Source organism: Spiroplasma sp. DGKH1, assembly GCF_040940205.1.
In the GTDB taxonomy this organism is placed as follows: Bacteria; Bacillota_I; Bacilli_A; order Mycoplasmatales; family Mycoplasmataceae; genus Spiroplasma.
The window spans coordinates 154,881-180,447 of sequence record NZ_JASTWG010000002.1; the positions used below are offsets into that span (position 1 = coordinate 154,881).

Annotated in this window: 22 protein-coding genes, 1 other RNA gene and 1 riboswitch; of the genes, 9 read left to right on the forward strand and 14 right to left on the reverse strand. The window is 29.0% G+C overall.

The features are described from left to right. Positions 1–2 precede the first annotated feature (2 nt). The 9 genes from recR to dnaA all read right to left on the reverse strand — a co-directional run bounded on the left by recR (position 3) and on the right by dnaA (position 11,943). Positions 3–587 carry a recombination mediator RecR gene (recR, locus tag QPK10_RS02275; RefSeq protein WP_368486419.1) on the reverse strand — a complete coding sequence of 195 codons (585 nt, stop codon included), beginning with the start codon at positions 585–587 and terminating at the stop codon, positions 3–5. A 23-nt stretch (positions 588–610) separates the two neighbouring features. Next, on the reverse strand, positions 611–2,758 hold the full coding sequence (gene dnaX / locus QPK10_RS02280) for a DNA polymerase III subunit gamma/tau (RefSeq protein WP_368486420.1): 2,148 nt from the start codon (positions 2,756–2,758) through the stop codon (positions 611–613). Between the two features lie 56 nt (positions 2,759–2,814). Then, positions 2,815–3,258, reverse strand: coding sequence for a deaminase (locus QPK10_RS02285; RefSeq protein WP_368486421.1), 444 nt, complete (start codon positions 3,256–3,258; stop codon positions 2,815–2,817). A 24-nt stretch (positions 3,259–3,282) separates the two neighbouring features. Next, an RNA gene (gene ffs, locus QPK10_RS02290) (signal recognition particle sRNA small type) lies at positions 3,283–3,375 on the reverse strand. A gap of 68 nt (positions 3,376–3,443) precedes the next feature. After that, positions 3,444–4,712 carry a serine--tRNA ligase gene (gene serS, locus QPK10_RS02295; RefSeq protein WP_368486422.1) on the reverse strand — a complete coding sequence of 423 codons (1,269 nt, stop codon included), beginning with the start codon at positions 4,710–4,712 and terminating at the stop codon, positions 3,444–3,446. 2 nt (positions 4,713–4,714) lie between these two features. Further along, positions 4,715–7,180: a DNA gyrase subunit A gene (gene gyrA / locus QPK10_RS02300; protein ID WP_368486423.1), complete on the reverse strand. Its 2,466-nt coding sequence runs from the start codon at positions 7,178–7,180 to the stop codon at positions 4,715–4,717. Positions 7,181–7,198: 18 nt separating this feature from the next. Then, a complete protein-coding gene (gene gyrB / locus QPK10_RS02305; protein WP_368486424.1) occupies positions 7,199–9,121 on the reverse strand; it encodes a DNA topoisomerase (ATP-hydrolyzing) subunit B in 1,923 nt (640 codons plus the stop codon). A gap of 179 nt (positions 9,122–9,300) precedes the next feature. Further along, positions 9,301–10,422, reverse strand: coding sequence for a DNA polymerase III subunit beta (gene dnaN / locus QPK10_RS02310; RefSeq protein ID WP_368486425.1), 1,122 nt, complete (start codon positions 10,420–10,422; stop codon positions 9,301–9,303). A 168-nt stretch (positions 10,423–10,590) separates the two neighbouring features. Continuing rightward, entirely contained in the window at positions 10,591–11,943 is a 1,353-nt protein-coding gene (gene dnaA / locus QPK10_RS02315) for a chromosomal replication initiator protein DnaA (protein ID WP_368486426.1), read from the reverse strand. Between the two features lie 327 nt (positions 11,944–12,270). On the opposite strand from dnaA, the gene QPK10_RS02320 reads away from it, so the two are divergent. From QPK10_RS02320 to QPK10_RS02350, 7 genes are all read left to right on the forward strand, one after another. Continuing rightward, entirely contained in the window at positions 12,271–12,786 is a 516-nt protein-coding gene (locus tag QPK10_RS02320) for a lipoprotein (RefSeq protein WP_368486427.1), read from the forward strand. Positions 12,787–12,857: 71 nt separating this feature from the next. Further along, positions 12,858–12,955, forward strand: a riboswitch (purine riboswitch). A gap of 69 nt (positions 12,956–13,024) precedes the next feature. Further along, complete coding sequence (guaB, locus tag QPK10_RS02325) at positions 13,025–14,470, forward strand: IMP dehydrogenase (protein WP_368486428.1); 1,446 nt, start codon at positions 13,025–13,027, stop codon at positions 14,468–14,470. Positions 14,471–14,598: 128 nt separating this feature from the next. Then, on the forward strand, positions 14,599–15,510 hold the full coding sequence (locus tag QPK10_RS02330) for a hypothetical protein (RefSeq protein WP_368486429.1): 912 nt from the start codon (positions 14,599–14,601) through the stop codon (positions 15,508–15,510). A 373-nt stretch (positions 15,511–15,883) separates the two neighbouring features. Beyond that, a complete protein-coding gene (gene rpmH, locus QPK10_RS02335) occupies positions 15,884–16,018 on the forward strand; it encodes a 50S ribosomal protein L34 (protein WP_047791960.1) in 135 nt (44 codons plus the stop codon). Between the two features lie 37 nt (positions 16,019–16,055). Further along, positions 16,056–16,373 carry a ribonuclease P protein component gene (gene rnpA, locus QPK10_RS02340; RefSeq protein WP_368486430.1) on the forward strand — a complete coding sequence of 106 codons (318 nt, stop codon included), beginning with the start codon at positions 16,056–16,058 and terminating at the stop codon, positions 16,371–16,373. A 16-nt stretch (positions 16,374–16,389) separates the two neighbouring features. Continuing rightward, the gene (gene yidC, locus QPK10_RS02345) at positions 16,390–17,664 is read left to right on the forward strand and encodes a membrane protein insertase YidC (RefSeq protein ID WP_368486431.1); all 1,275 of its coding nucleotides are present in this window, start codon (positions 16,390–16,392) and stop codon (positions 17,662–17,664) included. 2 nt (positions 17,665–17,666) lie between these two features. Then, positions 17,667–18,251 (forward strand): R3H domain-containing nucleic acid-binding protein, encoded by a 585-nt coding sequence (locus tag QPK10_RS02350; RefSeq protein ID WP_368486432.1) that lies wholly within the window; start codon positions 17,667–17,669, stop codon positions 18,249–18,251. A 29-nt stretch (positions 18,252–18,280) separates the two neighbouring features. Here QPK10_RS02350 and QPK10_RS02355 read toward each other — a convergent pair whose 3' ends face one another. Beyond that, complete coding sequence (locus QPK10_RS02355; protein ID WP_368486433.1) at positions 18,281–18,616, reverse strand: lipoprotein; 336 nt, start codon at positions 18,614–18,616, stop codon at positions 18,281–18,283. 141 nt (positions 18,617–18,757) lie between these two features. Here QPK10_RS02355 and mnmE point away from each other — a divergent pair, with 141 nt between their 5' ends. Continuing rightward, positions 18,758–20,104, forward strand: a complete 1,347-nt coding sequence (gene mnmE, locus QPK10_RS02360; RefSeq protein WP_368486434.1) for a tRNA uridine-5-carboxymethylaminomethyl(34) synthesis GTPase MnmE — start codon at positions 18,758–18,760, stop codon at positions 20,102–20,104. A 14-nt stretch (positions 20,105–20,118) separates the two neighbouring features. After that, complete coding sequence (locus QPK10_RS02365; protein WP_368486435.1) at positions 20,119–20,892, forward strand: TatD family hydrolase; 774 nt, start codon at positions 20,119–20,121, stop codon at positions 20,890–20,892. Between the two features lie 65 nt (positions 20,893–20,957). Here the strand turns inward: QPK10_RS02365 and QPK10_RS02370 are convergent, their stop codons facing one another. From QPK10_RS02370 to QPK10_RS02385, 4 genes are all read right to left on the reverse strand, one after another. Beyond that, a complete protein-coding gene (locus tag QPK10_RS02370) occupies positions 20,958–22,010 on the reverse strand; it encodes a rod shape-determining protein (RefSeq protein ID WP_368486436.1) in 1,053 nt (350 codons plus the stop codon). 94 nt (positions 22,011–22,104) lie between these two features. Beyond that, positions 22,105–23,154 carry a rod shape-determining protein gene (locus tag QPK10_RS02375; protein ID WP_368486492.1) on the reverse strand — a complete coding sequence of 350 codons (1,050 nt, stop codon included), beginning with the start codon at positions 23,152–23,154 and terminating at the stop codon, positions 22,105–22,107. A gap of 317 nt (positions 23,155–23,471) precedes the next feature. Beyond that, positions 23,472–24,206 (reverse strand): hypothetical protein, encoded by a 735-nt coding sequence (locus tag QPK10_RS02380; protein ID WP_368486437.1) that lies wholly within the window; start codon positions 24,204–24,206, stop codon positions 23,472–23,474. Between the two features lie 75 nt (positions 24,207–24,281). Further along, positions 24,282–25,340 carry a rod shape-determining protein gene (locus QPK10_RS02385; RefSeq protein WP_368486438.1) on the reverse strand — a complete coding sequence of 353 codons (1,059 nt, stop codon included), beginning with the start codon at positions 25,338–25,340 and terminating at the stop codon, positions 24,282–24,284. Positions 25,341–25,567 lie beyond the last annotated feature (227 nt).

Sequence of the window (25,567 nt, forward strand, 5' to 3'; positions counted from 1 at the left end):
CCTTATATATCTTTTCGACCTTCTAAAGCCTGCTTTAAAGTTGCTTCATCAATATAATCAAGCGTTCCCCCAATCGGAATCCCTCTTGCAAGCCTTGAGACTTTGATATGGTATTTTTCTATAATATTTTTTAAATACTGGGCAGTTACCTCACCTTCAAAAGTTGAACTTACTGCAATAATAACTTCATTTATTATTTTATCATTTAATCTGCTTTCTAATTCTTTAACTGTAATTTTGTCTGGTGTAATACCATTTTTGACATTTATTTCCTGGTTTAAAACATGATATAAACCATTAAAGATTTTAGCTTTTTCAAAAGTAAAAACATCAAAAACATTGGTAACAATACACAATTTTGTATTGTCTCTTAAATCATTATAACAAAATAAACATTGATTATCTTTCATTAATGAAAAACAAATTGGGCACTGGCTAAATTGCTCTGTTATTTGGGATAATAATTCACTAAGTTTGGCATTCACTGCTGGATTGATCACTAATTTATTAAAAATTCTTTCAGCTACTTTTTTTCCAACCCCTAAAATAGTTTTCAACTCTTCAATTATTTCATCATAATTATTCATTTTTATCCCCCTACTAAAATAATTTATTCAATAATTTTAATGTTATCAAAAATTTCTTTACCATTTTCAATTGCTTCTTTATGCTCTTCATAATTATCAATTTGTTTTACTAATAAATCTTGATAAAATTCTTCAACATCAATAATTGAACTCATTGGTAATTTTTTAGCTTGTCGTAATTTTGCATAATCATTTTTAACATCACTTCATTCTGTTTCACTTAGAACAATAATAACAAAATCAAAATCTAGTTTCTGGAAAATTTTATTTCTAAATTCTCAATCACACATCTCATGACTAATTCAATTAGCTTCTGGTTTTGTATTTGTTACAATAATTACTCCTTGATCAGATGCCGCGACAAACTTAACATTATAAAAACTAATGATTTTTTCCAGGGGAATATCTTTGCTTTTTTCTTTAATTAAATTTTCAAATAAAATTTCGTAACGTTCACGCTGTTCTTTTTCAGCACTTACTAAAATATTTAAAATTTGTTGCATTGAATAATTAATATTTGAAAATTTATAAATATCAATATTTTTTTTAACATTCTCTTTAAATTTATTTAAATTATCAATATTTTCTGGTTGTTTAGATTCCTCAACATTCTCTTCTTCGGGATCTTTTTTTAATGTTTCGATTTGAGTTACTGTTTGTTGTTCGTTAACTATAATAGGTTCATTAGACTCGTTATTTTTTTGTTCTAATTGTTCAGAAGTTTCAATTGTTGAAACTGGAGTATCAAAAGAATCTTCGATTTTAATTTCAATATTATTATTTTCCACATTATTATTCTCTAATTCAGAATCTTCTTCATCATCAAAAGAAAAAATATTTGGTTGCACAAAATCATGGTGTATTTTAGGTTCTTCGTTATTTTTTATATCTTCTTTGGTGCTAATATTATTAGAATATTGGCCATCATCGATTGAATTTCCTGCTTTTATTAAAGGTTTTTCGTTAATTTCATTATCTAAATTTATTCCATTTATATTTATATTTTCAGATTTATTTTCAGTATCATTATCCGTAAGTTTGCGATCACTAATTAATGTTAAATCTAAATCAGCAAAATCTTTTTTATTATCCTCAAAGATAGCTAATGCTTTTAAAAGAATTAATTCAAAATACATATCTTGTGCTTTATTCATTTTCATTTTTACTAACATTTCTGTGAAAAGATCAATTAATGCTAATAATTCTTTTGTAACTAATTTATTTGCAAAAATTTGGGCTTCTTCTTCTGACAGCACACTTAAAAAAACTGCATTCTTAGTTTGTTGATATTCAAAAATTTCTTTTAAAATATCTAGCATATTAATTGTTAATAGTTCAAAATCAGCGCCAGATAGATAAATTTCTTTGGCTTGAAGCAAGACATTATTAGTTTGATATTCAAAAATTTCTTTTAACAAACTTAACTTTTTCTGTTTTGAAATTGTTGCAAAGATTGTATTTACATTTTCAAGAGTTATTGCGCCATCAGAAAACATAATAACTTGTTCAAGAATACTTAATGAATCACGAGCACTACCATCTGACAATAAAACAATTTGTTGAATTGCCGGAATTTCAAATTTTACATTTTCATTTTCCAAGATTTTTTTAATATTACTCTCCAGTTCAGCTTTTGATATTTTTTTAAAATTATATTTTTGACAACGTGAAATAATTGTTGCAGGAACCTTGTGACTTTCAGTAGTAGCTAAAATAAAAATAACATGGTGAGGTGGTTCTTCTAATGTTTTTAACAAAGCATTAAAAGCTGAATTTGTTAACATATGAACTTCATCAATGATATAAACTTTATACTTCATTTTAGTAGGTAAAAGCTGAACATTATTTTTAATTTCGCGAATTTCATCGACCCCATTATTAGAAGCAGCATCAATTTCAAAAATATCAACTGATGATCCATGATTAATTTCTACACAATGTTCGCATGTATTACAAGGGTTGCCTTCCACTAAATTTAAACAATTAATTGCTTTAGCAAAAATTTTAGCAATTGAAGTTTTTCCGGTTCCGCGGGGACCTGAAAATAAATAAGCATGTGAAAATGTATTATTTTTTATCGCATTTTTCAATGCTGTTTTAATTTCTTTTTGGCCTATTATTTTATCAAAGTTATTTGGTCGGTATTTCCGATACAATGATATGTAATTCATTTTATTCCTCCTAAAAGTTACTCTAAGATAATTTTACTATTTAATTCTAAAATTATCTATCTTAGTTTTTTAAAAAAGTCTTTCATAATTTTTTTTACTTGATTATTCTTTTCGGGATCTTTAACTTTGTGAATGAACATTTTTGATAAGTCAAAGGTATGATTAGATTTAATGAAACCTGATTTTTCGTTTTCTAAAAAATAGCAAATATGCCTAATTCCGGCGTTAAAAATTGCTCCTAAACACATCATACATGGTTCGACAGTTATCCAAATTGAACAATTATTTAACTTATTAGTTTTTAACTTTTTGCAAGCTGCATTTAATGCTAAAATTTCAGCATGGGAAGTAATAATTTTTTTGTTTGTTTTATTACTACCAAGACCGATAATTTGGCGGTTTTCATCAACGACTGCCGCTGCGATTGGAACCTGATTCTTCTTTGCTGCTTTCTGCGAAAATTTTAATAACTTCTCAAATATCTCATTTTCATGTTTCATTAATATCACCATAACCTTTATACCATAAAAAATGCCATTACACATAGTCCTTAGTCTTATGGCTGCTTCCTTCCGGACCTGACCAGTTTCGAATGTAACTATTGTAATGACATTACTATTATATATTATATTGTTTTACTTGCAAGGTTAATTTTTAAAAAATAAAATGTTTCACGTGAAACATTTTAACTAATTTTATCTACCCCTAAGTAAGGTTGTAAGGCTGTAGGCACCGTTACACTACCATCAGCGTTTTGATAATTTTCTAAGATGGCAGCAATAACCCGATCAATTGCTAGTCCTGAACCATTTAATGTATGAGCTAATTTAATAACCCCAGCATTATCTTTGTATCTTAATTTCATCCTTCTTGCTTGGAAATCTTTACAATTTGAGCATGATGATACTTCCCGATATTTATCTTGCCCTGGCATTCATAATTCTAAATCATAGGTTTTTGATGAAGAAAAGCCCATATCTCCGGTTGATAAAATAATTACCCGATAAGGAATTTCTAATAATTGTAAAATATGTTCAGCATCATTAACCATTTTTTCCAATTCATTAAAAGATTCTTCCTGGGTTGTGATTTTTACCATTTCAACTTTATTAAATTGATGGAGACGAATGATACCTTTTGTATCTTTCCCAGCTGATCCGGCTTCTTGTCGAAAACATGGTGTATATGCACAATGGCGAATTGGTAATTGTGATTCTTGCAAGATTTCTTCGCGATACATATTCGTAACTGGCACTTCGGCTGTTGGAATTAAAAATAAGTTATCTTTTTCAACATAGTAAGCATCTGCTGCAAATTTTGGTAGATTTCCTGTCCCATGCATTATTTGAGGTTGAACCAAAATAGGAGGGATTACTTCAACATAACCGCGTTTCAAATGCTCATCTAGCATTAAATTCATAATTGCTCTTTCCAATCGTGCTCCTAAACCTTTATAAATAATAAATCTTGACCCTGATAATTTAGTTCCTCTTTCAAAATCAATAATATCTAAATTAGTAGCAATTTCCCAATGTTCTTTAACATTATTTATTTTTCTAATATTTCCTCATTTTCTAATCTCAACATTATCATCTTCATCTTTTCCGACTGGCACTGATTCATCAGGAATATTAGGCGTAACATCTAGAATTGCTTTAATTTCTTCTTCAACAATAGCCAACTTTTCATCTAGTGATTCGATAGTTTTTTTTGCTTCTAAAATTAGTTTTTTAAGCTCATCAGCTTCTGATATTTTTTTTGCGGCCATTAATTCGCCAACTTTTTTTGAATTACTATTTCTAGCTTCTTTTAATTTTTCAGACTCTGCAATTAATTTTTTGCGTTGGTCAGCTAAATCAACCAATTGTTTTAAGTATGAAAAATCATCTTGGCGATCATTTAATCTTTTAATAACTTGTTCAATATTTTCAATTACATATTTTTGGTCCAACATTTTTAATTATCTCCTTGCTCATTTTCTTGATCATTTTTTCTAATTAACTCACTAGCTTCTAAAACATCATCATTTTCTAATTTAATAATTTTAATTCCAGTTGTAGTTCTTCCAGAAACTGGAATTTGATCTAGTGCAATTCTAATTACATTACCATGTTTTGTTGCTAATAAAATATCTTCATCGCCAACAACTGATTTAACAAATTTTAAATCTCCTTTTTTTTCAGTTAAAGTCATTGATTTGACCCCTTTAGTACCACGACCGGTGATCCGATATTCTTCCAATAATGTTTTTTTCGCAAAACCATTCGTAGTAATTGATAAAATATATTTCGCATCACGACCAGAACAAATTCCTATAACTTCACTATTAGGACCATTTGATATTCCTTTTACCCCAACTGATTGACGATTCATAGCACGAATTTCGGTTTCATTAAAACGAATTACTTTTCCTTCGCTATTTGCAATAATAATATCATCATTGCCTTTTGTTAAGATAACATCAACTACTTCATCATTTGCTTTTAATTCAATTGCAACCTTTCCAGTATTGCGAATTTGGTTAAATTCTAATAACTTAGTTTTTTTAATAATTCCTCTTTTAGTTACAAAGAATAAATTATCAGTACTTTCATCTAATTCATTAACAGCTAAAATAGACTTAATATTTTCTTTCTTATCAATTGAAATTAAATTAATAATTGGAATCCCTCGTGCTTGTCGCGAATAAGATTCAATTTGGTATGCGCGCAATTTATAAACTCTTCCGGTATCCGTAAAAATTAATAAGGAATCAATACTATTAGCACTTATAATTTTGCTTAAGACATCTTCTGAATTAGATAACCCGGTTACTCCTTTACCACCACGATTTTGTAGTTTAAAAGTATCATTTGAGACTCTTTTAACATATCCATCTTTTGTTAACATGATTAAAATTTCTTCTCGTTTAATTAATTCTTCTGGATCAATTTCAGTTAATTCTTCCTTAATAATCATACTACGACGTTCATCACCATATTTTGTTTTAATAACTTCTAATTCTGTAATCATTAATTCTAATTGTTTTTCACGACTATTAATAAAACTATTAAGTTCAATAATTCTTTTTTCAATTTCAATTATCTCATCATTAATCTTTTGAACTTCTAATCCTAATAATCTTTGCAAACGCATTTCTAAAATAGCTTTTGCTTGCTCAACAACTAATTCAAAACGTTGCATTAAAGCGGCGATTGCTGTTTGTGAACTATCAGATTTTTTAATTATTTCCACAACTTCATCAATATTATCTAACGCAATTTTTAAACCCTTTAAAATTAATAACCGACTAGTAATTTTATTTAATTCATAAATACTTCGTTTAATTATAATCTCAACTTGGTGTTCAATAAAATAATTTAGGATTTGTTTTAGACCCATAATTTTTGGTTGGTTCTTATGTAAAGCTAAAATATTTAATGAGAAATTAGTTTGCAACGGCGTCATTTTATATAACTTATTTAAAATTAAAGTTTCTTGGGCATCTCGTTTTAGTTCAATCACGATGCGCACTCCATCGCGGTTTGATTCATCTCGTAAATCAGCAATTCCGTTAATTATTTTTTCCCTAATTAATTCAGCAATTTTTTCTACTAACCGGGCTTTATTAACTTGGTAAGGAATTTCTGATATTATTATATTTTTTCGATTATTTTTTTCTTCAATATTTATCTTAGCTCTAATAGTAATTGAACCATTTCCAGTTTCATAAGCTTTTAATAAACTATTACCTGCTGTTATTAAAGCACCCGTTGGAAAATCAGGTCCTTTTATAATTTGCATTAATTGAGCGGTGGTAATATCTTTATTTCTGGTAATAGCAATTACACCATTAATAATTTCATTTAAGTTATGGGGGGGAATATTAGTAGCCATCCCAACTGCAATTCCACTTGCTCCATTTATTAAAAGATTAGGAAAATATCCTGTTAAATAAGTAGGTTCCCGTTCACTACCATCATAATTATCATTGAAATCGACAGTTTCTTTTTCAATATCTTTAATTAACTCGCCGGCAATTTTACTCATCCGTGCTTCTGTATAACGCATCGCCGCTGGCTCATCACCATCCAATGATCCAAAATTACCATGCCCATCAATTAAAGGATATCGGTAAGAAAAATCCTGGGCCATTCTAACCATTGCTTCATATACAGAAGTATCACCATGGGGGTGATATTTACCAATAACTTCCCCCACAATCCGCGCTGATTTTTTATGTTGTTTATCATGGGTCATATTTAAATCCCACATCGCATAAAGAATGCGACGATGAACTGGTTTTAACCCATCACGAACATCAGGAATTGCCCGGGAAACAATGACAGACATTGCATAGTCTAAAAAACTGGTTTTCATTTCATCAGCAATATCAATTACTTTAATCTCACCATCATAATTTTTATTATCTTCTGCACTCATTTATTAATCTCCTCTTAATTAAATATCTAAATTCTTCACATATTTAGCATTTTCCTTAATAAATTTTTTACGTGGTTCCACATTATCACCCATTAGTTCATTACATATTGCGTTTGCTTCAATTGCATTATTAACAGAAACTTTTAATAATAAACGATTTTCAGGGTTCATTGTGGTATCCCATAATTGATCAGAATTCATTTCTCCCAATCCTTTATACCGTTGGATGGTAAAATTATTAATATTATCTTCTTTCCATTCTGCTTTGATTTCTTCTAATTCACTATCTGAATAAGCGTATTTAACTTTATTCCCATGTTGAATTTTATATAATGGGGGTTGAGCAATATAAACACAGCCTTCTTCAATTAAACCTTTCATATAGCGATAGAAGAAAGTTAATAATAAAATTCTAATATGTGATCCATCAACATCCGCATCGGTCATAATAACAATTTTACGATAACGTAATTTTTTTGAATTAAAATTATCTTTAATTCCTGCTCCTAAAGCAGTGATAATTGAAATAATTTCATTATTTTCAAATACTTTAATTTGTTTCGCTTTTTCAACATTTAAAACTTTTCCCCGTAATGGTAAGATTGCTTGAAATTTACGATCGCGTCCTGCTTTGGCACTTCCACCCGCCGAGTTCCCTTCGACAATATATAATTCGGCAATATTAGCATCTTTTGTTTCACAATCAGATAATTTTCCTGGTAACGAAAAACTATCCATTGCCGTTTTTCGCCGAGTATTTTCTTTTGCTCGTTGTGCGGCAATCCGGGCTTTTAATGATAAATTAATTTTTTCAATAATTTTTTTAGCATCATCTGGATTTTCTAATAAATAACTACTTAATCCTTTTCCGACAATATTTGAAACAATTTTACGAACTTCTGTATTTGATAACTTCGTTTTTGTTTGTCCTTCAAATTGGGGATCCGGAATTCGCACCGAAATAATACAGGCTAAACCTTCTTTTAAATCATCTCAATTAAACTTGTCATCATTATTTTTATTATTATTTTTATTTAAATTCTTAACATAATTATTAATTTCCCTTTGGATTGCTAACTTAATTCCTTCCTCATGGGTTCCCCCTTCATGGGTATTAATATTATTACAAAAGGAAAAAATATTATCAGAATAACTATCATTATATTGTAGACCAAATTCAACTTGAATATTATCTTCACTACCTTCGACATAAAAAATATCGTTAACCGGCAATCCAATTGTTTTATTTAATTCACCAACATAATCTTTAATACCATTCGCAAATTGATAAGTTACCTTATTAACTTCATCTTCACGTAAATCAGTTAAAGAAATTTTTAAGCCTTTATTTAAAAAAGCTAATTGTTTAATTCTTGCTTCAATAATTGAAAAACTAAAAATTGTTGTTTCTTTAAAAATGGTTTCATCCGGTTGGAATGTGATTGTTGTCCCTCTTAACTCAGTTGTTCCAATTTCATGGAGCGGTGTTAAAATCTTTCCTCCGTGATGAAATTCAATTAAATAACTTTTATTATCTTTATAAACTTCTGCCTTTAAATATTTACTTAAAGCATTAACAACACTAGCCCCTACCCCATGGAGACCACCAGAAATCTTATAAGTATTTGAATCAAATTTTCCCCCCGCATGTAAAACAGTAAAAACAGTTTCTAAAGCTGAAACCTTGGTTTTTTCATGAATATCAACAGGGATTCCTCTCCCATTATCTTTAATTGTAATTGAATTATCCTTATTTATTACAATATCAATTTGATCACAATAACCAGCTAAAACTTCATCAATTGAATTATCAACAATTTCTCATACTAAATGGTGCAACCCACGAATATTAGTTGAACCAATATACATTCCTGGCCGTTTTCTAACTGCTTCTAATCCTTCTAAAACCTGGATTGAACCTGAATCATAGTTATTATTCATAATACAAAGTAACCTCATTTCCAATACAATGATATTTTACCATTTTTAAGGGAAATTAGGGGTGAATTATCTAATTAATTTCTGCAATATTATTTTTTTTATTATCAAAAATTAGTATCTAAATTATACGAAAAAATCGTAAAAAATAAAAAAATAACTTATAAACAATTTATAAGTTATTAATATGAGCGTATTGGTAATACTAATTGTTGTAAACTTGGTTCTTCATCAGCAACAACAATCAAAGGCTTTGTTTCATCAATCATCTTAATTGTTACTTCTTTTGTTTTAAATGATTTTAAAGCATCTAAGATGTATTTTGAATTAAAAGTAATGGTTTGGTCAGTTCCACTTAACCGAAAATCTTTAATTTCTTCTTCGGAATTACCAATTTCTTGGGTAAAGGAAGTAATAAATACCTTGTTGTCTTTGATTTTTAAGGTAACAATTGTTGTCATGGCCTCGTTTGATAATACACTAGCTCTTTCAATTATTTTAATTAAATCACGATTATTTAATGTTAATAAACTAACAAAATTTTCAGGTATTACTTTGGTTGTGTCAGGATATTTACCCTCAATGATCTTTGATTGTATTATGGTATTATTTAAAATAATACATACAGATTTATCACTAATCTTCATCTTAATATCATCATCATTTTCAGTTAAAAGTTTACCAATCTCATTAATAAATTTTCCTGGAATAATAACGTCAAAATCATTTTCACTAGTATAATTAATTTTTTTACATGCTAAACGAAACGAATCAGTTGCTGTAATTACTAATAAATTATTTGCTTTATCAGTACGAATGTTTAAACCATTGAACACAATTCGTTTTTCTCTTTCCCCAATGGCAAAAGATGTTTGTGAAATAATTTCTTTTAAAAGGTTATTATTGAAGGTAATTTCTTTTCCTTCTGTTTCAAATGATATATGAGGGTAATCTGAAGCATTTAGTGTATTTAAGATTGAGTCAAAATTATTAGCTTTAATTTTAACTAAACTACCTTCGATTGCTTCTAAGGTAATAAATTCATCTTCAATTTTACGGATAACTTCGATGATAAATTTATTTTTAATTAAAATGCCACCTATTGATTTAATTACTAAATCCTTGCCTACTGGGATTTCTGATTTAATGGAAGTATCACCATCAGATGTTGTAAAAGTAATTTTATCTTTTTTTACTTCAATTAAAATTCCTAACAATGATGGAATTAAAGTCCTTTGTGATATGATTCTACTTACTTTTAGTAATTCTTCTAATATTTTTTCTCTTTTGATATTTACGATCATATATTGCACCTCATAATTTCATATTTATATCATAAGAATATTATACACTTTTGTTATAAATTATTCTTTAATTTATTATTATTATTATAGTGTTGATATTGTGGAAAAATGATAATATCTTTGAATTTTTGTCTTGCTAAATATTAAATTATTGAGTGGAAAACAATGTTATTTACCTTCAATCTTTTTACGAATAGAATTTACAAGTTGTTTGAATTCTTTATTTGTTGCAATTTGTTTTTCAACTTTTTTAACACTGTTCATAACGGTGGTATGATCTTTTCCTCCAAATTCAACCCCAATTCTGGTATAAGGTTCATCAAGGATTGTTCGACAAAAATACATTGCCAATTGGCGTGCTTGCATAACATTACTAATTCGTGATTTACTCATCATTGCCTTAACTGTGATATTATAATGATCAGCAACAATTTGTTTAATTTTTTTGGGAGTTATTTTTTCATTATTTTGGAGGGGGGCATTTTTAAATGCTTTTTCAACATCTTTTAAAGTAATAATTTCCTCAGGTTTTTTATTCATGACTGCTAAAAATAATAATCGTTTAATTGCACCCTCTAATTTTCGTACATCACTATTAAAGTTTAAAGCAATAAATTCTAGTGATTCTTCGGAAAATAATGCTAAGTTATTTTGTTGTTTTAATTTTTGTTCAAGGATTTTAATAGCTGTTTCAAAGTCAGGAGAATCTAATCCAATACTTAGTCCATAAGAAAAACGAGAGATAATCCGTGCTTCAAAACCACCAAGATCATCGGGATATTTGTCAGAAGTAATAACAATTTGCTTATTTTTTTCGATAAAAGAGTTAAAAATATAAAAGAATAACTCGTTAGTTTTATTTCGTTTGGCTAATAGCTGAATGTCATCAATTAATAAACAATCAAATTTATCATAAGAAGTTTTAAAAGCTTCAATAATTTCGTGACCCTGATTTAAAATATCCATTGCCATTTTTCCAAATTCATCGGCTTTTAAATATTTTACTTTTTGTGTTCCGGGGTAAATTTCATCAACTTTATTTTTAATTGCATGTAATAAATGGGTTTTTCCTAAACCAGAATCACCATAGATAAATAAAGGATTCCATTTTTTTCCAAGATCAAGTGCAACAGCTAACGCTGCTTGCAACGCTTCCCGGTTAGAGTCACCTTTCACAAAGTTTTCAAAAGTATAATAATCATAATAAGAATTATCATCAGAACCAATTAGAGTATCAATATTATTATTAGTTGCGGGGATCTTATTAATATTTTTTTCTAGTTCAAAAGAAATGTTGTATTCAATTCCCGTTAATTTTTTTAAAATTTGTTTGATTTTTTCATTAAGTCCTGCTTCAAAAACACCAATTGCAATTTCTGATTTTGTGGTAATTAAACAATTATTATCTGAAACAGTATAAATTTGGGTATCACTAATATAGTAATTATATATTTCAGGGGGAATTGATTCATCACGGGATAAAATCTCTTTGACATTGTTTCATAACTCTTTTGTATTCATTGTTTCTAATTCACTCCAATTACTTATTCCAATAGTTATTATAAATAAATATGTGGAAAAGTCATAGTCTTTTTTAATGATCGCTTTAATTTTTAAGTTTTCCACAGGTAATTAATAATTTAAAATTATGATAATTTTAATAATTATTGGCTATTTATATTCTTATTAACAATATTAACATATTTAGGATATGTTTATAACAATTGTGGAAAACTAAATTTATTTTTAATAAAGTTGCAATTTATTATTTTTTCTTTACAATTATGTTTAAGAAAATAAGAAAGATATGTATTTTTATTTTCTAAAAACAAAAGGAGAGAAAAATCAATGAAAAAGCTTTTAGCGATTCTAGGAGCTGTTGGTTTAACAGCAACTGGTGCTTCATCAGTTGTTGCATGTAATGGGGAAAAGTCATCAGAAAAAAATCCATCAACTTTAGATGGTAAAACATTTCAAACAAGTTTAGCAGAATTAAATAAAATTACAAAAGATAATTCAGCTAGCTGAGGTTCAAGCAAAGATGCTTTAGGTTATTTAATTAGTACATTAGCTTCAATTAATAACAAATCAGCAATTGCTGATGGTTATAATATTCAAAATACAAAAGTAGCTGAATATTTACACCAAGGTGAAAGTGTTAAGTGAGAAGTTCCAGTTACTATCAAGGATAAAGATGGTAAGGATGTAACTTTAGATGCTACTGATACTAATAAAACACCTTTAAAAGAAGGATATTTAATTAAAATGACTTTAACAGTTTTAACTTATAAAAAAGATGACCAAGGACAAACTGTTGTTGATAAGACTTTTAACCCAATTATTACTATGACAATCACAGCGTAATTTGACTTTAAAATTAGTAATGCAAATTACTAATTTTTTATTTTATTTATTTTTTATTTTGTTATAATTTACCTAATTTAATATCGGATACCTATATAAGCTAGTAATATGGTCTAGTGTCTCTACAATTAACCGTAAATTAATTACTATGGTAAAATTATGTAATTTTTATTTTACATGTAATTTTTTAGTCTTATAATGGGTAGATTTGAATAAAAAAAGAAAGGTGATATGTAAAATGAAAATTAGAAAAACTTATACATTTGATGATTTGCTTCTTGTCCCCCAAAAATCAGATGTCTTACCAAACCAAGTAAATTTAGCAACCAAATTAACAAAGAATATTGTCTTAAATATTCCTTTTTTATCAGCAGCAATGGATACCGTGACCGAATCTAAAATGGCAATTGCCCTTGCTCGCGAAGGGGGAATTGGTATTATTCATAAAAATTTAACAATTCAACAACAAGTAGAAGAAGTTGAGAAGGTAAAACGCAATGAATCAGGATTTATTATTGATCCGATTACATTATCCCCAACAGCTAATATTAACGAAGCTGAAAAAATTATGGCCCAATACCGTATTTCGGGATTACCAGTTGTTGATGAAGATAAAAAATTATTAGGAATTATTACTAACCGTGATATTAGAGCTTGCCAAGATTTTAATGAACCCGTTGCTAATTATATGACTTCTCAAAATTTAGTAACAACCAAAGAAAATATTAGTTTAGAAGCAGCGAAAGAAATTTTGTTAAAAAACCGAATTGAAAAATTACCAATTATTAATGATGATAATATTTTAACCGGGTTAATTACTATTAAGGATATTAATAATAAAGAAGAATATCCTTTTGCTTGTAAAGATGACCAGGGACGATTAAGAGTTGGCGCTGCGGTGGGGGTTGGTCCAGAAACTTTAGAACGTGTTGATGCGCTGGTTGCTAGTCATGTGGATGTTATTGTGGTAGACTCTGCACATGGGCATAGTAATGGTATTATTGCAATGGTTCAGAAAATTCGCACTAAGTATCCACAGTTAGATATTATTGCGGGAAATATTGTGACCAAACAAGCAGCCTTAGATTTAATTAATGCTGGTGCTAGTGCTCTAAAAGTGGGAGTTGGTCCCGGTAGTATTTGTACAACCCGGGTTGTAGCCGGCGTTGGGGTACCCCAAATTAGTGCAATTAATGATGTTTATGAAGTTGCAAAAGAAAAAGGGATTCCTGTTATTGCGGATGGGGGTATTAAATATTCTGGTGATGTTGTTAAAGCTTTAGCAGCCGGTGCTAATGCGGTTATGATGGGTTCAATTTTTGCTTCAAGTGATGAAGCACCTGGTGAAGAGTTAATAATTGATGGGAAAAAGTACAAAATATATATGGGGATGGGATCACTAGCAGCAATGAAGCGGGGAAGCGCTGATCGTTATTTCCAAAACAAAGATAAAAAACTAGTTCCCGAAGGAGTCGAAGGACGCGTTCTTTTAAAAGGAAAAGTTAGTGATATTCTCTTCCAATTTGTTGGTGGTTTACGGAGTGGTTTTGGTTATTGTGGAGCCCAAGACATTCCTACTTTACAAGCAACTGCTGAATTTGTTGAAATTTCAAACAATGGTCTAAAAGAATCACATCCGCACGATATTACAATTGTTAAACAACCGCCAAATTATACAAAATAAAAATTTATGATTCATTTTTAAGTTAAACTAAAGATGAATTTTTTCTTTTTTTGTAAAAAATATCTTAGTTTATTAATAAAAATTAGATTTATTTTAGGTGTATTATATAAGTAAAAGGAGGAGTTTTTATGAAGAATTTATTTAAAATCTTAACTTCATTATGCTTAACTACAACTTTAATTCTACCTGTTATTAGTTGTCATTCACAAAGACCAAAGCTTGCTAATAATCAGGGTCCTTCTGAACAAGAAATCATTGCGGAAAAATATTATCAAGAAAACTCTTTACAACTAGAAAAAGACATTCAAGAAATGTCACAAATAGTATATTTCAATGATAAAGATATTTTTGATCCTTGAAATGGTAGTATTATAATTGATTTACCTTGTAACCCAGATACTATTATTGATTATACATATAATAAATATACTTATGTTCCACTTTATTTTGAAAATCCAGCGGATGGTTATTTTGATAATGCTAATTTACGTTTAACATATTATTTTACCGGTCAAATTTTAAATATTTTAGATAACAAAACAAATGGCGCTTTTAGTAATTATCTTAATGATTTTGATCTTTATAAACAATATCCTGGCTATATTAAATATCATCATTGAATGTGAAATTGAGCAGGCTGAGCCCAGTATGATGAAAATAAGCAAAGAGCTTACTGAGTATCTGACAAATTTGAAAACCAAAGAATTGGATTTTGATATGAAGTTGAATCTTTTGAGGGATGACCGGATAATACATATGTTGGAACATCTAATTTTTATACGGATGTTTTTGCAACTCGCAGAGTTAGAACAGGAATTTATTTTTCGCCATGAGCAATTCGTGAAGGAATTATTGATGAAGGTTTAATTGAACCAAATCGATATATTTTAAAAAAAGGTACAAAATTAATGGAAGATGCAATTAAATTATTTACAAAGTATTTTCATAGTTCTAATTTTGTTAACCGTTGAGCTGGGGGAATGACAATTCCATTATTTTATAATTTAATTCCTGACAGAACAATAAAATATGACTCATAATAATTTATAAGTCATATTTTATTGTTTTTATTTACATTAGAATCCAATAGTAAGGTTATCATCACCCACTCTAATTACATATTTTCTGGAAATTGTTATTTGAATTTCATCATTTTATGAGAAACAATAATTTTGCCAATATCATCCTAATTATACTAATATGCAGGCATTTAGATTAATTTTTATTCTATAATTATTGAGAATATTTTACAAAAGCACTTTTTATAGAATATTTTTTAATAACAAAAAATAATTCAGAAGGGTCATATTTTTTAAATAATTTTTAGACAAAACATAATATTTTCGTTGATATTTTTCAACAATTATTATATTATTTATATGATGTCTTAATGTATTAAGGAGGTGCTTATTTATGAAAAGAACATGACAACCAAGTAAAATTAAACATAAAAGAACTCATGGTTTTAGAGCTAGAATGCAATCAGAATCAGGAAGAAAAGTATTAAGTAGAAGAAGAGCAAAAGGAAGAAAAGTATTATCAGCCTAGTGCTTTTTGACTACTTTATTTTTGTGGTTTTACAATAGTGAAAAAAAAATTTACTGTTAAGAAAAATCATGAATTTCAAAATATTATTAATAAGGGTTCTCTTTTAAAAACAAACGGATATTTTATTTATTATAAAAAGAATAACTTAACTTATCATCGATTCGGAATCTCGGTTGGTAAAAAATTAGGTAATGCGGTTATAAGAAATAAAATAAAAAGGCAAATTCGCAGTATGTTAAATATAGATTATAGCACCTCTTATGGTTATGATTATATAATTATTGTTCGAAAGAATTATTTTAATAATAGTTATGAAGATAATAAGAACATACTTTTAAATAGTATTATTAAATAGAAAAGGAGGGGACTTTGTGAACTACCGAGATTATATCTTTGCTGATGGGAAGAAAAACCGTAAGCCTTGATACTCAATCACTTGAAAGTGGACGAAACTAATTTTATATTTATTTTTATTACTTTCAATGTTATGAGGTTGTGGACAGATGATGGTAAGTAAATTTAACGTGTGACAAATTACTGATGTTACTGGCCAGTCGGTTTATAAACCGGGGGTTTTCTTTGAAATCTTAGTGGGAACAGTGAATGTAGGGAAAGAACATTTCTTCCATATTGTTGATGGAAAAATCTATGAGTATTCATATTTAGGAATTCAAACATGAGCTGAAGCCTTTACAAAGACCCAGTCTCCTTTCTATGGTTGTTTCGTATTCCCAGTAGCCTGGATCATGGTTAAAATTATTGACGGTTTTGGTGGCTTATCAAACGGAGCAGGAATTATTGGGGCGATCCTTATTACCTCATTAATGGTACGGTTAATTACCCTAATGTTTAGTTGAAAAGCACAGAAAAACCAAGATAAAATGCAATTATTACAAATTAAACAAGCGGAAATTCAAGCAAAATATAAGGGTTCAAAAGATCCCGCGGCAAAACAAAAACAACAAATGGAAATGATGCAACTTTATCGGAAGGAAGGAGTATCCCCGTTATCAACAATCGGGTCATCCTTCTTATCAATTCCGTTCTTGATTGCGATGTATACCGTGGTTAAATCAGCCCGGGACTTAAAAATGGCAACCATTGGGCAAGTTTCGTTAATTGAAAAACCGTGGGATATGATTACAAGTGGTCATTATATTTATTTAGTTATTTTATTTGTATATTTACCAATTCAGATTGTATCAATGTTATTACCAACCATCTTAAATTTAAAGAAAACCAAAGTTATTTCCAAAGAGCAGAAAAAAGCCCGCAAGAAACAGTTTATTATGCAAGGGGTAATGATTATTGTCTTCTTCATTGTTACAATTAGTATTGCGGCCGGAGTTGCGATCTACTGGATTTTCTCAGCCTTTATTCAAATTTTGCAAACCTTAGGGTTCCATTACTTGCGGGTTCGTAAGCGTAAAAAAGGTAAAGATAAAAACATGGTTTTCCAAAAAATTAAAGGGTTGTTTAAAAAGAAAAATGTTTACCAAACTATAAGTGGGGAAACAATTCATGTTACTCCAACGAAAAAAACCAAAACGGGTGATCAGGTTTCTTATAATCCGATTGCTCCTAAAAATAAAAATAAAACAAAATTTTCTTTACACAATAAGAATAAAAAAAGAGACAAAAAATAACCATGATGATTAAAATATTTAAAAACTATGAAGAAATTAAAAAATATTTAAATACTTTATCTGATAAACATTATTATAATGTTGAAAATACAGTTAAAAAATTTTTTAGCAAAAAAATTACCGTGTTAATTTATCAGATTCAAGATGTCATTACCGTTGTCCACCAATGGTTGCAAGACATTTTCCAAAACATTTTACTAATCAACAATAGTGAAATGTTTTTTTCCATTAAAAGCCGAACTATTAACATTCGGATTTTGTTTTGTCAGCAGAGTGATAACTATGACAATTTAGTTGAAGTTTTAACTAATTTAATGCATGTTTATATTAGCCGTAAATTTCAAAATAATTTTTATTTAAACATTCAATTACAAAATATTGAAAATGAGTTTTTACTTTTAATTAATAAATGAGCTAATGAAGTGGTCCAAACTAAAAATGAACTAATGCTTCCTGCTTTGCCACTTGAAAAACGTAAAATAATTCACCAGGTGATTAGCCGTTTTCCCCAGTTAACTTCAAAGTCAATTAAAATTAATAATAGTGGTGATAAAAAAATTATTATTAAATATAAACCAACTAAGTAAGCGATTTGATTTGCAAAAGGGTTCGGATCCTAGCCTTGTTGAAAAAGAACAATAATTTCATTTCCTGTTGTTAATTGGTGATAAATTTTTGAATTTCCTTTGACATGTACTCGGGCAAATTCTTTGATACCCGAATCAAGGGATACAAAAATTTCAGTAATAACTACTTTTGGATTTTTCGCTTTAATATATATTAAAATGTCATCGGGAGTTATGGTTGGGATTTTTCCTAAATCAGTTACTGTTAACACATCTTCTAAGTTTATTAAATTATTACTTGTTTCATGGTTGTTACAAGATATTACATTTGTAGTTCCAGTTGTTATAAAAGTTATTGCACCGATCAAACCTAAGATTTTCTTCATGTTAAAGTTTCGCTTTCTATATATAGTAAATAATTTACTTGCATTTTTATTTTATCAATAAAATTAGGTTTTATTCAAATAATTGTACCAAATTTATTGTTTATTTTTGGTATAATTTGTTATGTTAAAAGGGTGATTAAGATGATTAATGATACAATTGTTGCACCAGCAACAAGTATGATGAACCAAGCAATTTCAATAATCCGTCTGTCGGGGCCAGACGCTTTTCCGATTATTAATAAGATTTTTTCAAAAGTAGTTAAACCTCATAAAAATGAAATTCATTATGGTTTTATTAAGGATGGGACAGAAACATTAGACCAAGTTTTATTAATGTGTTTTGAAAATCCTAATTCTTTTACCGGCGAAGATGTAATTGAAATAAATTGCCACGGGGGAGTCTATATTACTAATAAAATTTTAAAGTTATTATTAAAAAATGGTGCTCGCTTAGCTAATCGAGGGGAATTTTCCCAACGAGCTTTTTTAAATGGCAAAATTAACTTAATTCAAGCCGAGGCTATTAATGATCTCGTTCATGCCACAAATGACCAAAGTGCTAAAATCGCGATTAGTAATTTACAGAATAAAAATATTAGTGTTATTAATAATTTTCGCAATGATTTGCTGGATATTATCGCTAATATTGAGGTTAATATTGATTATCCGGAATATGATGGTGTGGGGGATTTAACTGCTGATGAACTCCATGAAAAGTTAAAGGTTTTATCTAATAAAATTGCGGAAATTATTGCATTAAGTAAAATTGGTAAAGTAGTAAATGATGGGGTTAATTTAGTAATCTTAGGACAACCGAATGTTGGTAAATCATCACTTTTAAACGCATTACTAAACGAAGATAAAGCAATTGTTTCTGATACGCCGGGAACAACCCGGGACATTGTTGAAGGTCGGGTAAACATTGGAAACTTAACTTTAAATCTTATTGATACCGCGGGAATCCGAACAACTGATAATGAAATTGAACAAATTGGAATTAATAAAGCTAAACAACAAATTACCTTAGCTGATTTAGTATTACTAGTATTTGATAGTACCCGTTTTTTATCTGTTGAAGAACAAGAATTATTAGAATTAACAAAAAATAAAAAACGAATTATTATTATTAATAAAATTGATTTAAACCCTCATCATCAATATCATTTCCCAACGGATCACCAAATCGAAATAGCGGCTATTAGCCGGGATATTAAACCTCTAATTAATAAGATTAATGAATTGTTTAGTACTGATCAGTTATTTAAGGATGATACGATTATTTTAAGTAATATAAAACAAATTTCTATCCTTGAGAATGTAGAAAAATCTTTGAAAAATGCATATAATAATAGTACAGATGGATTTCCTGTTGATATTGTTAATGTTGATTTACATGAATCATGAAATCTACTGGGAGAATTGTTAGGAGAAAGTTACGATGATAATTTGCTAGACACAATGTTTAGTAAATATTGTCTTGGAAAGTAAGAGGAAAAATATATATGGCTGGGATCTTTGATACACATTGTCATTTAATGTCAGAAGAATATAATGTCGATGAGACATCAGAAACTATTGAAGAGGCAAGAATTAGCGGGGTTGTATTATTAAATAATGTTGGATATGATATTGAATCAAGCGAAGCAGCAGTCCGCCAAGCTTTACAGTATGATAGTGTTTATGCAACGGTCGGGATTCATCCTACTGATGTTGCTCGTCATTCTTCAGCAGATATTCAACGGTTAAATGAGTTAAGTAATGCCAGTAAAGTTATCGCAATTGGGGAAATTGGCTTAGATTATTACCATAAAAATGTTTCACCCGAGTTGCAAAAAGAATGATTCCGTAAACAAATCAAAATTGCAAAAGAACATGATTTACCAGTGGTAATTCATTGCCGAGATGCTTATGAAGATTGTTTTAAAATTCTATTAGAAGAAAAAGTAACTAAAGGTGTGATGCATTGTTATGGTGGGGATATTGTCATGGCCCAAAAATTCTTAGATTTAGGATTTTATATTTCATTTGCTGGGAATATTACTTTTAAAAATGCTGAAAATTTACGGGAAGTGGCCCGTTTAATCCCATTAAATAAATTATTAGTGGAAACGGATGCACCCTATTTAACACCCGACCCTTATCGTGGTGAAAAAAATTACCCCCGTTTTATTACTTATACGGTTAAAAAATTAGCCGAATTAAAAAAAATTCCAGTTGAAGAAATGATTAGAGTTACTTCACGGAACGGAAAAAAAGTATTTGGTATTCAAGAATAACAAATTAAAAATTAATAATAAAAAACATTAGGTTAACCTAATGTTTTTTTAATTTATATTGTTAATTATTTTTTCTTCCCAATGCCAGCTAATAATCCTTTGTCATTGAAGTTATAGTAACCGTTTTCAATACGTTTTCTAATAACTTTTTCAAACGCTCTTGTTCCTTCAATAACACACATTAGCGGATCAGAAGCAGTTCTTGTTGGTAATTGGAAGATATCAAAGAAGTATTTATCAATATTTCTAATTAATGCTCCCCCACCACAAATTGTGATACCATTACGCATGATATCTCCTGCTAATTCCGGAGGTGTATTTTCTAGTAATTCAATTACTAAGTCAGTAATTTTAGAAAAGGCATTTAGTAAAACGTTTCTAATTTCATCAGAACTAATTTTAGCTTCTTTTGGTAATCCTGAAACAATGTCTCTTCCATAAATTTGCATTGCACGTTCATTATGGTATTTAACTAATGAACCGATGTATTTTTTAACATCTTCTGCAGTTTTTTGTCCAATTGCAATGTTATATTCTGAACGAATATATTTACGGATATCATCATCAAAGTGGTTTCCGGCAACTTTAATACTTCTTGCAACTACAATATCTCCTGATGAAATAATTGCTAAGTCAGTTGTTCCTCCCCCAATATCAATGATTAAGTTCCCTTGTGGCAAGTCAATGTTGATTCCTGCTCCGATTGCTGCCATTTTAGCTTCTTCTTCAATAATAACTAAGTCAGCTCCCATATCTTGGGCAACATTTTTTAAAGCTTCTCTTTCTAATTCAGTAACTCCACTTGGACATGCTAGTAAAACTACCGCATTTTTTCAAATATTCATCATTTTCATTCTTGAGAAAACGTGTTTTAATAAATCTTGTGCAGCTTCCATATCTGCGATAACTCCATCAACTAGGGGAGTCACCATTCTAATTTGGTCGTGTGTCTTTCCAATCATATCATAAGCTTCTTTTCCTAAAGCAATTAATTTATTGGTTTTAGTGTCGTAAGCCATTAATGATGGTTCATTATAGACAATCCCTTGACCAGAAACGTAAGCTAACACGTTAGCTGTTCCCAAGTCAAGTGAGATAAATGGTCTTTCTGGTTTCACGTTAATTTCCTCCTTAATATATTCTCTAAATATTATATCAAGAAAAAACCTCTATATTTTTAATTAAAGCGAATTTCTCTAAATATATTCTTTTTTAGTAATCTAATTCTTTAACATGCATTTGTTCTTGACGTAAGATGTCATAGATATCAGATTCGAATTTTTTAGTACCATTAATAACCGCTAGTAATGGTTGTTCACCAACTTTTGATGGTAATTGTAATGTATCTGTGAAGTAACGATCAATTCCCTTAATCAATGCTCCTCCTCCACAAATTGTGATACCATTTTTGAAGATATCTCCTGCCAATTCTGGTGGTGTTTCTTCTAATACTTGGACTGTTAAGTCAATAATTCTTGATACCGGTACTTTTAATACCTCTCTAACTTCTTCTGGAGTAACTTCGATTTCTCTTGGTAATCCTGAAACGACGTCACGTCCATAAACTTTCATTTTTCTTTCGTCTGGGTATTTTGCTAATGAACCAATTTCAATTTTAATTTGTTCAGCTGTTTTTGATCCTACTTCTAATCCATATTGTGAACGAATGAATTTTTGCAATTCATCGTTTAGATAGTTTCCAGCAACTTTTACTGATTTCGATAATACGATATCTCCTGAGGCAATAACAGCAATATCTGTTGTTCCCCCACCCATGTCAACAACTAAGTTACCAGCAGGTTTGTAGATATCTACTCCTCCACCTAGAGCAGCCATTTTAACTTCTTCTTCAACGAAAACTTTAGTTGCTCCTAAGTTCATCGCGATTTTTTTCAACGCTGCTTTTTCTAGTTCAGTAATAACACTTGGACATGCTAATAACATGATTGAGTGTTTTAGTTGTTTTGAGATTCGTAATTTTCCGAAGATATATCTTAGTTGAGCTTCAGTTGCTCTAATATCAGTAATAACTCCGTCAACCATTGGTCTTACAATACGAATTGATTTGTTACCTTTTCCGATCATTTTATAAGCTTCGATCCCTACAGCAATAATTCTATTTTCTTTTATTCTGTAAGCTACGATTGATGGTTCGTTATAAACTACTCCTGAACCTGAAACATACACTAGTGTGTTTGCAGTTCCTAAGTCCATTGAAACGAAAGTTGGTCTTTTACTTTTGCCGCTATTAAATCCTGCCATTGTAAAAATTCCTCCCTTTTTTCTTTTTCAATGTGTATAAACATAAACAATATCTAACATTAAAAATTTTCCCTATTAATGTCAGTAAAAAATGGATTGCAAGACTCTAATACATTGATAATAGAGTATACAATACTAGGTAATTATAACATAAATTTTAAGAAAAAGGAATCTTCTTGGCAAGAGAACTTCGAGAAGATTTTAATTTAAATTATTATAACAAAAATTATTTTAAAAGTGAAATGTTACTAATATTTTTATTGATAATGATTTTATAGTTGAACAAAAAAATTAATAAATTCTTATGTTAGCAATAATTAAATTGGATTAATAGTAGTGTTAATATTTAAGGCAATGTTAAAATTTGGGGATAATACTACTTCAACATGAATTAGAGAGTCTACTAATGCATTAATTGTTTGATTAGCTGTTGATAAATCTAAAATGTATGTTTTTAACACCGGATATAAATTTATTATTTGTTTATAATAATTTTCATAGTCTGTTTTTATTTTACTTTTATATGCTTCAATCGCACTATTAGTTGAAATTTTATATTCAATTTTAATTGAACTATGTTCTTTGGAATAAACGTTAGTTAATAACCCACCTTGTAAAATAATAGGATTATAAATGGTTAAATAAGTGTAAATTAATTTAAAATCATTTTTATTTAGGGGGTCAGTTTCCCGTTCTAAACTATCAATTACTCTGGGATATCATGTTGGTTCAATATTATGAATACTAATTGTTCCGGGGTCTAAAGATTTTCAATCACCACTTAAAACTAGTTGGTACATTGTTTTATCAATTAAATTAAATTGAGAAGCAATTAATAGTTGTTGAATAAACCAATAGTAATAATAGTACCAATTAGGGTCTTTATTAATTCGAAAAACTGATCCATAAATTGGTGCATCAGTTTTGGCATTAAAAGTTCAACTAGTAAAAGCTTGTTTAATTCGATTATCTAAGGTTAAACAACTAGTAACATTACTTGCTAAGCTACTCGTGAGAGTTAAACTAGTTAAGAGTGCTAAGATCTTTTTCATTTATTAATCATCCTTTATTGATAATTATTTATATTAATTATTATATCGTGAAATAAAAAAATCACATGAAGTGATTTATTTATTTTTTTTATTTTCTTCAATTAAGCGATCTCTAATTTCTTTTTCATAAGCAATGCATCCATCAATAACAGCAGTTTGTGGATTTTTAGCAATTTTAACTGGAATCTGGAAGTAACTTTCTAAAAATTCTTTCAATCCACTAATTTGTGCACACCCACCGCTGACTAATAAACCGTTCATTACTGCATCACCGGCTAATTCAGCGGGTGTTGATTCTAAAATATCAGTAACTAATTGTGTAATTGAAGAAAAAATACTAATTAATAATTTTCTAATTTCAGAGTCTAAGATTTCAGTTTCTTTTGGCATTCCAGTAACTACATCCCGACCAAAGATTACCATTTTTTTTGTTTCTTTGCCTTTGTATAATGAACCAATTTGTTTTTTAATTTGTTCAGCAGTTACTACTCCAATTGAGATAGTATGTTTTGCCCGAATATATTTTAAAATTTCCTCGTCGATATAATTTCCTGCAATTTTAATTGATTTACTTACAACAATTCCCCCAGCAGAGATAATTCCGGCACTAGTTTTACCTCCACCAATGTCTAAGATAAAAGTTCCTTTTGGAGCGAAAATATTAGCTCCCGCTCCTAACGCAGCCATTAGGGTATCTTCTTCAACTTGAACAAGATCAGCACCTAAATGTTTACACATTTCAACCATTGCGCGACGTTCTAATTCAGTAACACTTTTTGGACATGCAATTAAGACAATTGAGCCTTTTCAAACTTCTTGAACTTTGGCACGGTTTCCAATATGTTGAATAAATTCTTCTGCAATTCTTAAATCAGTAATTGCGCCATTTCTTAAGGGAGTATAAATTTCAATTTTATCATGTGTTTTTCCTATTAATTTACGAGCATCTTCTCCTAGGGCAACTAGTTTTTTAGTTCCTGTTTCATAAGCCATCACTGATGCTTCATTATAAATAATTCCTCTTCCTCCAATGTAAGCAATTGAATTTGTTGTCCCTAAGTCAATTGCAATAAATTTACGAGGTGGTTTAGGAGAAATATTAAATGTATTTTTTAATACGTCTGTTATAGCCATCTATGATTGTCTCCTTTCATATTGCCTCATTCTATTTTAAAAATAAAATTTCAATATAAATATCTTGTAACTTCTTATATATTCTCTTTATTCCTTAGATATCAAATAATATTTTTCTTACTATCAATACCAAGTAATTTTATTATACATATTATAATCTGTTTTACAAATACTTTTTTAAATAAAAACTTTTTTTTAAATATTTATTTCTATTTGGTAATTTTTGA